This is a genomic window from candidate division WOR-3 bacterium (genome assembly GCA_016867815.1).
Lineage (GTDB): Bacteria > Hydrothermota > Tepidihabitantia > Tepidihabitantales > Tepidihabitantaceae > UBA2258.
The window spans coordinates 1-14644 of record VGIR01000075.1; the positions used below are offsets into that span (position 1 = coordinate 1).

14 protein-coding genes are annotated in these 14644 nt (G+C 62.8%); all 14 read left to right on the forward strand.

Annotation, left to right across the window (positions count from 1 at the left end):
- The first annotated feature begins 362 nt into the window (after positions 1-362).
- Complete coding sequence (locus FJY68_10760; protein MBM3332306.1) at positions 363-1400, forward strand: cytidylate kinase; 1038 nt, start codon at positions 363-365, stop codon at positions 1398-1400.
- Positions 1397-2044 carry a 1-acyl-sn-glycerol-3-phosphate acyltransferase gene (locus FJY68_10765; protein MBM3332307.1) on the forward strand — a complete coding sequence of 216 codons (648 nt, stop codon included), beginning with the start codon at positions 1397-1399 and terminating at the stop codon, positions 2042-2044. Before FJY68_10760 ends, FJY68_10765 begins: the two co-directional genes overlap by 4 nt.
- Positions 1834-2976: a 4-hydroxy-3-methylbut-2-enyl diphosphate reductase gene (gene ispH, locus FJY68_10770; protein ID MBM3332308.1), complete on the forward strand. Its 1143-nt coding sequence runs from the start codon at positions 1834-1836 to the stop codon at positions 2974-2976. Before FJY68_10765 ends, ispH begins: the two co-directional genes overlap by 211 nt.
- Entirely contained in the window at positions 2966-4789 is a 1824-nt protein-coding gene (locus FJY68_10775) for a 30S ribosomal protein S1 (protein ID MBM3332309.1), read from the forward strand. The genes ispH and FJY68_10775 overlap by 11 nt, the downstream gene beginning before the upstream one ends.
- 46 nt (positions 4790-4835) lie before the next feature.
- On the forward strand, positions 4836-6029 hold the full coding sequence (locus FJY68_10780) for a radical SAM protein (protein MBM3332310.1): 1194 nt from the start codon (positions 4836-4838) through the stop codon (positions 6027-6029).
- Between the two features lie 80 nt (positions 6030-6109).
- A complete protein-coding gene (locus tag FJY68_10785) occupies positions 6110-7066 on the forward strand; it encodes an OmpH family outer membrane protein (GenBank protein ID MBM3332311.1) in 957 nt (318 codons plus the stop codon).
- Positions 6666-7694 carry a UDP-3-O-(3-hydroxymyristoyl)glucosamine N-acyltransferase gene (locus FJY68_10790; protein ID MBM3332312.1) on the forward strand — a complete coding sequence of 343 codons (1029 nt, stop codon included), beginning with the start codon at positions 6666-6668 and terminating at the stop codon, positions 7692-7694. The genes FJY68_10785 and FJY68_10790 overlap by 401 nt, the downstream gene beginning before the upstream one ends.
- The gene (locus FJY68_10795; GenBank protein ID MBM3332313.1) at positions 7691-8485 is read left to right on the forward strand and encodes a UDP-3-O-acyl-N-acetylglucosamine deacetylase; all 795 of its coding nucleotides are present in this window, start codon (positions 7691-7693) and stop codon (positions 8483-8485) included. The genes FJY68_10790 and FJY68_10795 overlap by 4 nt, the downstream gene beginning before the upstream one ends.
- A gap of 8 nt (positions 8486-8493) precedes the next feature.
- Positions 8494-8916 carry a 3-hydroxyacyl-ACP dehydratase FabZ gene (gene fabZ, locus FJY68_10800; protein MBM3332314.1) on the forward strand — a complete coding sequence of 141 codons (423 nt, stop codon included), beginning with the start codon at positions 8494-8496 and terminating at the stop codon, positions 8914-8916.
- A gap of 32 nt (positions 8917-8948) precedes the next feature.
- Positions 8949-9776 carry an acyl-ACP--UDP-N-acetylglucosamine O-acyltransferase gene (gene lpxA, locus FJY68_10805; protein ID MBM3332315.1) on the forward strand — a complete coding sequence of 276 codons (828 nt, stop codon included), beginning with the start codon at positions 8949-8951 and terminating at the stop codon, positions 9774-9776.
- Complete coding sequence (locus FJY68_10810; protein ID MBM3332316.1) at positions 9746-11137, forward strand: hypothetical protein; 1392 nt, start codon at positions 9746-9748, stop codon at positions 11135-11137. The genes lpxA and FJY68_10810 overlap by 31 nt, the downstream gene beginning before the upstream one ends.
- Before the next feature lie 15 nt (positions 11138-11152).
- Positions 11153-12628 (forward strand): bifunctional folylpolyglutamate synthase/dihydrofolate synthase, encoded by a 1476-nt coding sequence (locus FJY68_10815; protein ID MBM3332317.1) that lies wholly within the window; start codon positions 11153-11155, stop codon positions 12626-12628.
- A gap of 33 nt (positions 12629-12661) precedes the next feature.
- Complete coding sequence (locus FJY68_10820) at positions 12662-13720, forward strand: aminotransferase class III-fold pyridoxal phosphate-dependent enzyme (GenBank protein ID MBM3332318.1); 1059 nt, start codon at positions 12662-12664, stop codon at positions 13718-13720.
- The coding region (gene tilS / locus FJY68_10825; protein MBM3332319.1) for a tRNA lysidine(34) synthetase TilS at positions 13717-14644 on the forward strand (928 nt) is incomplete at its 3' end. The genes FJY68_10820 and tilS, both read left to right, overlap by 4 nt.

The following is a 14644-nucleotide window of genomic DNA, read 5'->3' on the forward strand; positions in this document are numbered from 1 at the left end:
CTTAGCGATTCTCTCCATCTGAGCGTAACTCAATAGCGCTCAGTTGGTTAAGCCCTATCCGGTCGCGGAGAGTTCGCATATAGGGGTCGCCTGGGGGCTAGCCCTTTGAGGAGCTTTCGACGAAGCCATGAAACGAGCCTTGAAATAAGCTTTGAGTTGAGCTTTCAGAGGAGCTTTGACCCGAGCTTTGCGTGGAGCTTTGAAGCAAGCGATGAAAGAAGCGATGCGCTGAGCTTTGAGATGAGCGATGCGCTAAGCTTTGCGAGGAGCTTCTGAGCGAGCAATGCGCTGAGCTATGAAATGAGCTTTGAAGAGAGCTTTCGAATAAGCTTTCGACTGAGCTTTCCGACGAGCTTTGCTGTATGCTTTGGCCGGTCCAATCGCGGTCTAGGCGCGAGGCCGATGAACGGGCGCGGAGAAAGCCTCGACGGCCGTGTCGGCTTGAAAGATGCTGGTTCTTTGGTATAGTGCCCTTTGTGAAGCAGCCTCGCGGATTCGTCCTGGCGATTGACGGACCTGCCGGCTCGGGCAAGAGTACGACCGCAAGGCTCGTTGCGGAGAGACTGGGGTTCAGACACTTGGATACGGGGGCGATGTATAGAGCGACTACGCTGAAGATACTGAGGCTAGGGATAGAGGGATCGAGGGATAGAGGGATCGAGTGGACGGAAGCGGACGGATGGAGAATAGGAAAGTCAGAAGCCAAAAGCCAAACTCCAAAAGCCAAGACTGAGGGCACGGACGTTGTCGAAGGTACAGCCGAAGGCAGAAGTCAGAGGGCAGATTGCAGAAGGCAGAATGGCGGAGGGCTGAATCTGGGGGCGCTGGAAAGATCGCTTCGCGCGACCAGAGTGAGCGTCAGGTGGGACGAGCGGGGGATGAGGACGGTTCTGGACGGGAAGGACGTGAGCGAGGAGATACGGTCGCCCGAGGTCGCTGGTCTTGTTTCCGAGGTGTCGGCGATTCCGGCGGTGCGAAAGAAGATGGTGGCTGAGCAGAGGAGAGTTTCAGCGGGGCACTCTATCGTGTGCGAGGGGCGGGACATCGGCAGCGTCGTCTTTCCCGATGCGGACCTGAAGATATTCCTTGAGTGCGATACCGAGGAACGGGCGAGGCGGCGGCAACTGGAGCTGAGTGGACGAGGCGCGCCGGCATCCCGCAGGGCCGTTCGAGACAACCTGTTAAAGCGCGACCGGATTGACTCGGGCCGGGAGGTAAGCCCGCTGCGCCGGATGCCGGATGCGGTCCTCCTCGATACGACGCAACTCACGATCGAGGAGCAGGTAGAGGTAGTGTGCGGTCTGGCGCGCCGAAAGGCGGGGTTGCTCAAGTCAAAAGCCAAAGGCCAAGAGCCAAAAGCCAAAGCGGCGGAACCCGGCAGGTCTGAAGTCTCACGATGAGGTTGAGGTGGATGGCGGGGTACGCCATTGTCTACGCGTTCGGACAGTTTGTGCTGAAGGTGCGCGTTACCGGCCGGAACAAGCTGGTTCCGGGTCCGCAGATACTTGCATCCAACCACGTCTCGAACTTCGACCCGCTGCTCGTTGGCTTGGGCGCGCGCCGAGAGGTGCACTTCCTCGCCAAGGAGGAACTGTTCGAGGCTTCGCGGCTGTTCGCGTGGCTGATTCACACCTACAATGCGTGGCCGGTAAGGCGAGGTGGGGCAGACTCGTTGGCAATCAAGCGTTGTTCGTGGCTGCTCGGCAAGCGCCAGACCATAGTGCTTTTCCCGGAAGGGACAAGAAGCAAGACAGGGGAGATCAACCAGTTCAAACCCGGCATAGGGATGTTGGCGATAACTAACCACGTACCGGTCGTGCCGGTTCATCTAGGCTGTGTGTCGCGCTCAATCATCTCTTACTTGGTCGACAAGGACTTTGTGAAGCGCGGGTATCGGAAGAAGCCGCAACGCAACGATGGCATCCGCATCGCCTTTGCCGACCCGGTGTATCCGGACGGCTTCGCAGCGGACCGGCAGGGGTATCTGGACCTGACGCAGGAGGTGGAGAGACGAGTGAGGGCGCTGGCAGAGGAGGTGGCCTAGTGGTCAAGTGGTCAAGCGGTCGAGTGCCGGGCCGAGGTCGGACGAACGGCGAAGGCCGGAAGTCGGTGGCACAAGGTCGAAGGTCTAAGGTCATCGTTGCACGGCCGACGGGGTTCTGTTTCGGGGTGGAACGGGCTATCGGGCTTGCCAAGTCGGGGAAGAAGGAGTTTGGTCGGGTATCAACCTTGGGCGAGTTGGTGCACAACCCCCTGGTGCTCAATGAGCTTGAGGGCGCAGGCATCCGGTCGGTACGCAGCGTCGGGCAGGTGCGCGAGGGCGCACTCGTCATCCGGGCGCACGGCGTTCCACCCCGGACTCTGGCCGAGTGCGGCAGGCTCGGAATCGAGGTCGTGGACGCGACCTGCCCTTATGTCCGCAAGGTCCAGAACGTCGCCCGCCGTCTGAAGGAGAGAGGCTACACCGTGGTGGTGGTGGGTGAGCGGAATCACCCCGAGGTGAAGTCGATTCTCGGCCATTGCGAGGGCCGGGGTCGGGTCTACTCGCCGCGGATGCGTCTGCGCGGGGGCAAAGTAGGGGTCGTTGCCCAGACTACGATGTCCCGGGAGCGGCTAAGAGAAGCTGTTGCCAACCTTTCCCGGTTCCGCTATACTGAGCTTCGGATCTTCGACACCATCTGCGAGGAGGTGGCCGCCCGACAACAGGCCGCTGCCAGAATTGCGCAGCAGGTGGACCTGGTAGTCGTGGTCGGCGGCCGCAACAGCGCCAACAGCTCCCGACTCGCCGAGATAGCCCGCAATGCGGGTTGTCAGGTCGTGTTCGTGGAACGGGCCGCCGAGGTCCCGCGCCGGATCGTCGCCCGAGCCGGCCGAGTTGGAGTGGTGGCCGGTTCGTCCACGCCGTCACGGGTGGTGAGAGAGATCGTTGATATTGTCAGAAATCCCGCTAAGGAGGACCGTCTTAATGTCAGTTGAGGATAGCAATCAGGTAGGCGTATCTGGCCTGCCTGCGTCCGAAGCACCGAGTTCCGTCCCGCCGGAAGCCAAGCCGCCCACGGCGCCGCCGGCGCCGAAGACAACCGCCGACCTTTACGCGGAGTCGTTCCCGCAACTGCGGATCGGCGACATCGTCACCGGCCGCGTGGTCAAGCGGCTGACCAACGCCGTGTTGGTCGACATCGGGCTGAAGGCCGAGGGCGTATTGTCGGTCGAGGAGTTCCGGCACCGCGACGAGGCAGCCGAGGGCCGCGAGGTGAAGGTATACCTCGAGTCTTTCCAGGACCGCGACGGTTTCCCGGTCATCTCGAAGAAGAAGGCCGATTTCCAGCTTGCCTGGGAGACCATCAAGCAAAAGTCGGAGAGCGCCGAGGGCGTGCCCGCCACGGTCATAAGGCGCGTGAAGGGTGGGCTCGCGGTCGAGATTCTGGGCCTGGATGCGTTCCTGCCCGGCTCACAGGTGGACCTGCGGCCGGTGCCGAATCTTGACGACCTCATCGGCAAGCAGCTCGAGGTCAAGATCCTCTCCGTCAACTGGTACAAGAAGAACATCGTGGTGTCGCGGCGCCTGCTGCTCGAGGAGCGCCAGGATGAGATACGGCGTGAGCTATTCAGCCGGCTCGTTGTCGGCGACGTCATCGACGGCACGGTGAAGACGATTACCGATTTCGGCGCCTTCGTCGATATCGGCGGCGTCGACGCCCTGCTGCACATCTCGGACCTGGCCTGGAACAAGGTCGTGCACCCGACCGAGGTGGTGAACGTCGGCGACCAGCTGAAGATCAAGGTCCTATCGGCCGACCCGAACACCGGCCGAATCACGGTAGGGCTGAAGCAACTCACGCAGCATCCGTGGGAGCGGGTCGAGGAGAAGTACCCGGTGGGCAACAAGGTGAAGGGCCGGGTCACGACGCTGGCCGAGTTTGGTGCGTTCGTCGAACTGGAAAAGGGCATTGAAGGCCTGATTCACATCTCGGAGATGTCCTGGATCAAGTCCATCCACCATCCGTCGCAGATCCTCGCGATGGACCAGGAGATTGAGACGGTCGTCCTGAACATCGACAAGGAGAACCGACGGATATCGCTGGGCCTGAAGCAGACGTTTCCCGATCCGTGGTCGCTGGTCGAGGAGAAGTATCACGTCGGGCAGCGGGTGGACGGCAAGGTGCGGGCGCTTAAGGAGTTCGGAGCGTTCGTCGAGATCGAGGAGGGCATCGAGGGCCTGATTCACAACGCCGACATCTCCTGGACCAAGCGCATCAAGCACCCGCGCGAGGAGCTGAAGAAGGGTCAGCGTGCCGAGACCATCATCCTCGGCATCGACCGGGAGAACCGCAGGATCACGCTCGGGCTGAAGCAGACCCTGGAGGACCCGTTCTACAGCATCAGCAAGGAGCTGAAGGAAGGCGACGTCGTCAAGGCGCGGATCGTCGACCTGCCCAAGCCGGGTGTGGTGGTCAGTCTCAACTACGATATCGAGGGCTTCGTTCCCCTGAGCCAGCTGGCGCGCGGTGGCAAGAAGGCGAAGGAGAAGTACCAGATCGGCGAGGAGCTGGAGTTGCGGGTCATCCGCGTCGACCCTGAGCACCGCCGGATCGCGCTGAGCGAGCGGGCCCTGCATCCCGAGGCCGAGCCGCCCATTGAGGAGATGCAGGAGCGCTCGGAACGCGAGCGCGACCGTGACCGTGACCGCGGCGGACGCGAGCGGTATCGCGAAGACGACTTGAACGACAGGTTCACGCTCGAAGACCATCTCCGCGAGTTCGAGGAAGAGCGCGACCTGGAAGGTTAGACCGACGGTCAGACCGGTCTGACTGTCCGATGAGTCGGACCCTGGTGTGAAGCAGCCCACCGCGGTGATCCTGACCGCCGGCTGCCGACTGAATCAATCCGAGAGCGACGCCCTGAGGCACCGACTGATGCTTCAGGGCGTCGCCGTTGTCGAGTCTCCGGAAGAAGCCGACACCGTCTACGTCAATACCTGTACCGTGACCGGCCAGGCCGACCGGAGCTCCAATCAGCTGGTGCGGCGTGCCTGCCGGACCGAGCATCGGCCACGCGTGATCGTGCTCGGCTGCCTGGCAGAACGTTCACCGGAGCAGGTGAGGCGGATAGAAGGTGTCGGGGAAGTCTGGAGCAACGAGAAGAAGCAGGCCGAGATCGCGGGCATTGACCCGGCGCCGGTCCGTAGCCGGGCGATACTCAAGGTCCAGGACGGATGCGACCGGCGCTGTTCCTACTGCGTTGTTTCCGGGCTGCGCGGCGAGCCGCGCTCAGTGCCGGCTTCCGACGTACGCAAGCAGTTTGAGCAATTGCTGGCCAGGGGCTTTCACGAGGTGGTGTTGACCGGGCTCAACCTTGGTACGTACCATGACGGCGACACGACTCTTGCCGGACTGCTGGACAGGCTGCTAGAAGTGTGCCGCGATGCGCGCATCAGGCTGGCGTCCGTCGAACCGGACACGTTCGATGACGATCTCGTGAGTGCTATTGCCGATAGCCGGGTCTGTCCGCACTTTCACATTCCTTTGCAGTCGGGAGACGATGCCGTGCTGGCGGGGATGAACCGGAGGTACGGAACGGCCGAATTTGGACGGCTGGTTGAGCGCATTATCAGAATCAGACCCGACGTGAACATCGGGATGGACGTGATCGTCGGGTATCCCGGCGAGACGGAGGAGTCGTTTCGGCGGACCCGCGATTACCTTGCCCGGATTCCGGTTTGCTATCTGCACGTCTTTCCCTTTTCGCCCCGGCCCGGAACCGAGCAGGGGAGCGACGAACCCGTGCGATCGCAGGTCGCGCGCGAGCGGGTCGCGGAACTCCGAGTCTTCTCCGACCGCCGCCGGAAAGAGTACCAGGCGCGATTCGTAGGGACAGCCCGGCCGTCGATTGTCGAGACGACCCGCACCGCGTTGACCGACAACTATCTGCGACTGGGATTGACGCGCGCCGGGCGATTCGAACCGAAAGCACTCGTCAGCCTGCTCATCGGGCAGGAAGACGCGGCCCTGACCGGCGGCCCGTGTTGACAAGCGCCTGTCATCGCCCTAAGCTGCTTTCTGGTGAGCGACGACACAACCAATGACAGCCTGAGTAGAGGAGGAGTCTCGTGAGAACAATCCGGCTGGCAATCATCCTCGGCCTAGCGGCTTCAGGACCGCTTCTGACGGCCAAGGAATTCCGGATCGGCTATGTTGACTACGACCAGGTTATCGCCAAGTACCAGGCCGCGGTTGATGCGAAGAGCGAAATGGACACAGTGCGCCTGAGTTTCGAGGCACAGGCCGAGTCACTCCAGGGCGAGTGGGAGCAGTCGAAGGCCGAGTACGAGTCCCAGCAGCTCACTCTTTCGGAAGAAGGGAAGCGCGCGAAGAACGCGGAGGTCGACCAGCGGAAGCGTCGCTACGACGGCTACATCGCGGAGGTCTACGGCAAGGGTGGCCTCATCGACCAGCGCTACAAAGAGCTGATTGCGCCGATTGTCGGCAGGATCGACTCGGCCGTGGCCAAGCTCTCGGCAGACGAAGGGTTCGCCCTGATACTGGACGCGTCGAAGTCCGGGATTGTCTACTCGGAGGCCGGACTCGACCTGACCCAGTTGGTGATAGAGGATCTGAACCGCGAGTTCGCACCGGTCGGGCCGTCGGTTACCGGCACCAAGGTCTATGCACTCATGCCCGTGTTCAATTCCAACGACCAGGCAGCGCAGGATCGCGTCGGAACCTCGATACGGGATTTTGTCTACAAGTTGGTCAGCGCGCAGCCCAACGTGGATATGGTCGCGAACGCGAAGGTCGACCAGCAGCTTCAGTCCCGCGGTCTCTCCAATCAGCAGGTGGTGCTCGACAAGGCGTTGGAAGCGGGCCGCGCGCTCGATGCTGACTACGTTATCTTCGGGAATGCGAGCAAGCAGGACAAGCGGATCCAGTTCGAGCTTTCGATTGCAGAAGCGCGACTCGGCACTCTGCTCAAGACCCAGAAGGGTGACGCGGTTCGACCCGAGGACCTGCAGGTTCAGGTTGGCACCGTCGTCCGCGTACTTCTCGCAGCGGTTGAAAAGCCCTGAACCGGCGCGGGTCGAACCGGGCGCCAAGCTTGCGCCCGACGTTGCGATTGCCCCGTTCGTCTACGTCGGGCCGGACGTAGAGATCGGCCCGGGCTCAATTGTGGAGTCGAACGTCACCATCATGGGCCGGACATCCATCGGCGCACGCGTGCGCGTCGGTCCCGGTACCGTCATCGGCTGCGCCGGGTTCGGGTACGAGAGAGAGGTAGGACGCTACCGGCTACTCGAGCACGGCGGCCGAGTGATCATCGAGGACGATGTCGATATCGGCGCGAATTGTACGATAGCCCGGGCAAAGACCGGCCGGGAGACGCGCATCGGCCGGGGCACGAAGATAGACTGCCTTGTGCACATAGGCCACAACGTCGCCATCGGCCAGGACTGCGTCCTCGCCGGCCAGGTCGGAATCGCGGGCAGCGCGATCATCGGCAACCGGGTGAGCCTCGCGGGTCAAGTCGGAGTGAGCGACCATGTCACCATCGGGGATGATGTGGTCATCCACGCCAAGTCAGCGGTGTTCCGTTCGGTTCCGGCCGGCGCTCACTACTCGGGCATTCCCGCACGGCCGCACTCCGAGATGAAGCGGCTCTGGGCCAACCTCTGGCGACGGTTTGGCGGGCGGATATGAGGGGTGCGACGATTGGGAAAGCGGCCCGCCTCACCGGCAAGGATTCTCTTGGCCGGGCGAATGTGGAAGTGCGCCTCAGTCCGGCCGGTCCGGGCGCGGGTATCTGGTTCAACGGGTGCGTCCAGGCCACGGCCGGCAACGCCAGCACGAGTGAACACGCCACTTGTCTGGGTCGAGGTCGCCGCCGGGTCCGGATGGTTGAACACTTGCTCGCCGCGTGCCACGGGCTGGGTGTGACCGACCTGGCGGTTGAGACAAGCGGCGCGGAACTGCCCATCGGCGACGGCAGTGCCCAACCCTACGTGCGTGTGCTTACCAGGGCAGGCATCGTTCAGTACCAGGAAGGACCAGAACCGGCGAGACTGAAGCGGCCGGTCTTGGTACGGCAGGGCTCGCGGTTCATCGCCGCGGTCCCGACCAAAGGTCTCGCCATCAACTGCCTGGCGCGTTTTCCCGAGTTCGGGGTGCAGTTTGGCGCGCTCGTCGTCACCCCGACGTCATTCCGACGCGCCTTGGCTCGAGCTCGGACTCTGGCACGAACCGACGAGTCGCCGGCTCAGTTCCGGAAGAGGTTCGGCCTGCGCTTTCGGCTCCGGCGCGTGGGCAGGTTCGTCTGCGCCGAGCGGTGGCGATTCAGGGATGAGCCCTGCCGGCACAAGGCTCTGGACCTGTTGGGCGATCTGGCCCTGCTCGGCAGGCGGCTCGATGCCTCGGTGTTCGCGTACCTGCCAGGGCACCGATTGAATGTCGCTTTTGTCCGTGAAGTCGAGAAAGAACTGGAGGTCCGATGAGTGAAATCGTGCTTGGTATTGAACAGATCAAGGAGATGTTGCCGCACCGCGAACCTTTCTTGTTCATTGACGCCGTTACGAAGCTCGAATCCAATCTGATTGAGGGGTATCGGGATATCAAGGCAGAGGAGTTCTACTTCGCCGGCCACTTCCCCGGGTTCCCGGTGATGCCCGGTGTGCTGATGGTAGAGGCCATTGCCCAGATCGGAATCATGCTCGTGTGCAAGGTCCGCGAGGAGCGACGCGGCCGAAAGACGCTCTTTGCCGGAATCGAAAGCGTGCGGTTCCGTCGTCAAGTCTCACCCGGCGACCGCCTGCTGTTTTCGGCCGATATCGTGGGTGGTCGGTCTTCGGTCTACAAGATTCACGGCACGGCGAAGGTGGGCGACGAACTCGCCTGCGAGGCGATTGTCATCGGCGCGCTGCGGTAGCACGCCGCGTGCTTGGTGCTCCACGCTGACCGGTGGGTAGGTACTGGAACCTGACCAGTCGATCTCCCGATCCCTCGTTTCCTTTGTCTGGTGGTATCCATCCTTCCTCCGTAGTCGGTCCACGAGTCGATTTCGGTCCCGGCTGCGACGTTGGCCCATTCTGTCACTTCGAGGGACGGGTCAGAGCCGGGGAACGAAACCGGTTTGGGGCAGGCGTGGCGATTGGTGGCGCGCCGATGGATACCAAGTACGAGGGCGAAGATACCGAGGTGCGCATCGGCTCGGGGAACACCTTCTTTGAGTACACCACGGTGCACCGCGCAAGCGGGAAAGGGAACGCGACCGTCATCGGCGACGACAACTTCGTCATGGCCTATGTCCACATCGCACACAACTGCAGCGTCGGCAATGGGTGCGTCATAACTAACCTCGTCCAATTGGGCGGGCACGTCGAGGTAGGTGACCTCGCCAACATCGGCGGGCTCGTCGGCATCCACCAGTTCTGTCGCATCGGGACGCTGGCGATGGTCGGTGCGCATACATACGTCAACAAGGACATCCCTCCATACATGCTGGCCGCCGGCCACCCGTGCCGCGTGCGCGGTCTGAACTCGGTCGGCCTGCGACGTGCCGGGATCAGTCAGTCCGTGCAGAGCCTGCTGCGCCGAGCCTATCGGGCAATCTACCGAGGAGGCCTGAATCTGGCCCAGGCTCTATCTACGATCGAATCCGACGTGCTGCCGCAGAGCGCAGCGGGGGGCGGCGGAAGAAATGAACTGGAGGAACTGATCCGCTTCATTCGTTCCAGCGAACGCGGAGTCGAGTTGCGCTGCGGGCGAGAGGAACAGGAGTGGTCGTGAGCAGGGGTTTCGCGCTGCTCTCAGGTCTGGCCGTGGCACTGGCATCGGGCCATCCGTGGGCATGCTTCCATGGTGATCCGCAACACACCGGACGCTCGGCGAACGTGGTCGGCGCGCCGCTGACCCGAACCGGAGCCCGTGGTCTTGGTGGCCAGATTTCCAGTTCTCCGGTTGTCCGACAGGACGGCAGCGTACTGGTGGGAGCACGCGACGTGAAGCTCTACTGCCTCGGGCCGGAACTCGACACGCTGTTCTGGGTCGCCGACCTCACACCCTACGGGTCGAACATCTACTATTCCTCACCCGCGCTGGACGATGCGGGCGACGCCTACATCACCACCAGTCGCAGGCTTGTGAAGGTCAGCGACAACGGTGCAGTTCTCTGGTCATGGCCTGCGCACAACTCGCTCTCCATCAGCCACTCACCGGTCATCGGGCGGGACGGCAAGATCTACTTCGCCTGCTACTCGGACTCCCTGTACGCCCTGACCCCGGACGGCACGCTCGCATGGGCGCGGAATCTCGGCGCGTCGGTCAACTCGGCGCCCGCAGTGGGTCTGGATGGCCGGATCTATGTCGGCACGACGCGCGACACTCTGAGCATGAAGCTCCTGTGCTTCAATCCAGACAGCTCGCTACACTGGTCCTTCAACCTCGCGGACGAAGCCGAACTTGCATCGCCCGCCGTCGGCCCGGATTCGACCATCTACATCGGGGCGGGTCGCTACTTCTACGCGGTTCGGCCCAACGGGACGCTCAAGTGGCGCGACAGCCTGGCCGCGGCAATTCGGTCCTGTCCGGCTGTCGCCAACGAATCCACGCTGTACGTTTTGGCCGGGGCGAGGCTCTACTGCATAGGCACTGACTCTGTCGTGCGCTGGCGACGGATAATCGGTGGTTCGAACTACTGCTCGCCGGCCGTGGATGCCGCGGGCAATGTCTACGTTGGCACGGCCGACAGCGGCAGCAGTACCTTCTACTGCATTGCACCCGACTCTGCGGTGCAGGACAGCCATGTGGTTGGCAGCAACATCTGGTCATCGGCGGCAGTAGGAGAGAGCGGGCGCGTCTACATTGGCTGCATGAACGACACTCTGTATGTCTTTCAGGGACCGGGTCCCGGAGTCTTCGAGGAAGGGCGTGGTCTTGCGCTGGCCGGGGTTCGCCTGCTGCCTAGCCCGACGTGCGGAGTCGTGCGGATGGTCCCCTCCGGCCGGTACTCGGTCAAGGTCTTTGATGCCTTCGGCGCGCTCGTGGCCAAGCCCAATTCCGGCGACCTGCTCGACCTGCGGCATCTGCGTCGCGGGGTCTACATGGTGCAAGTCGCTGGTAGCGCGCCGCAGAAGCTGATCCTGCGCTAGCGGAGTTCCGCCCATATGACTTATTCGCAGGCCGTCCAGTTCCTCGACAGCCTCGTCAACTACGAGAAGCTGGCCGGGCCTCGCAACGAGTTCAAGCTCGACAATATCCGCCGGCTGCTTGAGCTGGCCGGCAGTCCCGAACGCAGGATGCGCAGTGTCATACTCGTCGCCGGTACCAAGGGCAAAGGTTCAGTCTGCTACATGCTTGAATCAGCCTTGCGCGGCTGCAAACTCTCGACCGGCATGTTCGTCTCGCCGCACGTCCTCGACGTCCGCGAGCGAATCCAGCTTGACGGCAGGCCGATTCCCAAGCGTCTGTTTGCTTCGCTCGCCGCCCGCCTCGCTCCATTTGTGTCCTCAGTTCGTCCCTCGTCCCTGGTCCCTCGCACCGACGGCGTCCCGGTCAGCTACTTCGAGATGACCACGGCCATGGCTTTTCTTCTCTTTGCCGAGAGACAGCCGGACTACTCGGTCATAGAAGTTGGGCTGGGTGGCAGGCTCGATGCCACAAACCTCTCCGATCCACAGATCTCAGTGATCACCCGCATCGGGTACGACCACCTGAAGGTGCTGGGCAACACACTGACCAAGATTGCGGGGGAGAAGGCGGGCATCATGCGCAAGGGCAGATCGGTCGTCATCGGCGAGCAGGAACCCGAAGCGCTCGCGGCGCTCAAGCGCAAGGCGCGCGATGCGGGCGCACGGTTGGTGCGTTCCGAATCGTCGGTGTCGGTTCGATCCACCGAGGCCACTGCGAGCGGTCTGAGTTTCCGCGCACGCTGCCGGCATGGAGCCGGCGAGATTGTCTTGCCGCTGCTCGGCCATCATCAAGTCGAGAACTGCCAAACCGCGCTGGCGGTGCTCAACGAGCTCTCGATGCGCGACCGCCGCATCAAGTTCGGGCGAGTCGCCCGAGGTTTGGGGACCGTATCGATTCCAGCCCGGTGCCAGGTGGTCCGGCGCTCATCACTCAGCGCCTATCGTTCAGCGCTTGTCATCGTCGACTCCTGCCACAACCCCGAGTCGGGTCGCGCCCTCGCCAACGTCCTCCGCGACCACCTCCCCAAGCTTCGAACCACCAATCGTCGACTCCCTCACCCTCGCCCTCTTCCAGAGGGAGAGGGAAGGGGTGAGGGTCGCCAATCACCGAGGGTCATCTTGGTCTACGGCTCGCTGGGGGGGAAGCTCGTGGAGGAGACCGTCGCGCCGCTCGCACCGTTCGTTGACAGAGCGGTGCTTGTCCAGCCGGACAATCCACGCGCGATGCCGCTGGCCGAACTCAAGCGGGTCTTCTCACGCCTCCGCATCGGTCATGTTACCGCTCCTGACATACGCGCAGCCCTGTTTCTCGCACGCCAATCCGCAATCTGCAATCTGCAATCTGCAATGCCTGTTGTCGTCGCTGGCTCCTTTTACCTGGCCGGTGAAGTTCTCAAGGTTCTCGGTCCTGCGCAGCGTCGCCGCGCATGGCCCGCGTCCGCGGGCGTTTGACTTGGCCGCACCGCGGCCTATGATTCCCTCAAAGTGAAGAACGATGAGTTGCGCCAGTGGTACCAGCGCTTTGGGCCGATGGGGCCTGATGCGCCGGAGCCCGTCATTGCTGAGAGGGGCGAGGGGGCGTGGATTGTCGATGACTCAGGCAAGAAGCTCCTCGACTTTTCATCGGGTGGCAGTTCGCCGCTCGGCCGCAACCACTCTGACATACCCAGAGTCCTGAAGCAGGTTGGACACGCACCCGCAATCGATGGTGTGGTTGCGCATGACGAAGTCGCTTTGATGCACAAGATGGCTGAACTGGTTCCGGGCGGCATGAACCGGCGCGTGCTTGTCTGCGAGTCAGGGCGCGAGGCGCTGGCGCGGGCGATTGAGTTGGCGAGGAATGAGACTGGCAGGCAGAGTGTGGTCTACCTGTCTGAGATTGCCGAGGGGCTTGGGACACGATCCGATTCCTCGACGGAATCAGTCATGACTCGCGCCGCCGCGGTCGTGGCGCATCCCCTGGACGGGCGCATCAAGCACGCAAGGCAGGCATGCGACGCGGCGGGTGCTTTGCTGATTGACGACGAGGCGGGCATCGGGCCCGGGGCAACTGGTCGCATGCTCGCCATCGAGCTGTCCGACGTCAGGCCGGATATCCACGTACTGGGGAGAGGCTGGGCAGCGGGCCTGATGTTCGGTGCCTGCGTTACAGGAAACTCCAACCTGCGCTGGAAGAACTCGACCGCCGGGAACCCGATTGGAGGCGCGGTTGCGCTTGAGGTCATTCGCCTGCTTGAGGTCGGATTACTTGAGCAGGGCCGGAAGCTGGCTGCGTATCTTGAGAAGAGGTTCGGCGTTCTGTCCAGCCCGAAGCTAGAGCCCGAGCTCTGGGGCGTCGGGCTGGTGCGGACCATTGTGCTTCGCAAAGGCAAGGACGTGGCCGTGGGTCTGGTTCAGAAGTGCCGCGAACTTGGCCTGTTGCTTCACGCGCTGTCTGCTGATAAGGTCGCGGTCAGGCCGCCCCTGGTCGCGACGGAAAAGGATGTTGACTTCGCCGCCGAGGTCATCGGCAAGGTCCTTGCCGGTTTCGACAAGAAGGCATGAGCGCCGGGAAGCTCTCGGTTCCGGGTCGCTTCTTCACGACGGTGACGGAGTACGGACTCCTGCCCGAAGGCTCGGGCGTCCTCGCCGCGGTCTCGGGCGGCGCCGATTCGGTCTGCCTGCTCGATCTGCTGCGGCTGGCGCAGCCCCGGCTCAAGCTCAGCCTGGCGGCGTTCCACCTTAACCACGGCCTGCGTGAGACGGCGACGCGAGACGAGGGGTTTGTCAGCAAGCTCTGCCGTGATTGGGGAGTTGACCTCGAGGTCGAGCGAGCTGACGTGGCTGGATACGCCAAGCGGCACAAGACGGGTATCGAAGAGGCGGGGCGCGAACTGCGCTACCGGCACATGATCCGCGTGGCGCGGAAGCTGAAGTGCGGCGTCATTGCGCTGGGTCACACTGCCAACGACAACCTCGAGACGATACTCTTGAACCTGGCGCGTGGGGCTGGGCCGCGCGGGTTGGCCGGCATTCCGGTGACCAGGAAAGCGGGTTTCTGCCACAAAGGCACGAAGGCACGAGGGGTCTCGGACATCAAATTCGTGCGGCCGTTGATTGACATTGAACGCGGGGCGCTGGAGAAGCATCTGCGGGCGCGGGGCATCGGGTGGGTCGAGGACGAGTCGAATGAAGACGTGAAGTACCGTCGAAACCTCCTCAGGCGCGAGGTCGTGCCGGTACTCGTCCGGCTGAATCCAAACGTGGTGGCCAATGCCCGGAGGGCCGCACAATTGCTGGCTGAGGAGGGTGAGTTCCTCGATCGGCTGGCAAAGGAGGCAGTCGGCGAGGCAGCAGAGACGGATGAGGGCGGCGTGCGGATTGACATACTTAAGTTCAAGGATTATAATGACATTCTGAAACGGCGGGTTCTGAAACTCGTCCTCCCCGAGCTGGATTCGCAGGCCGTGGAGGGAGTACTTGAGTTCT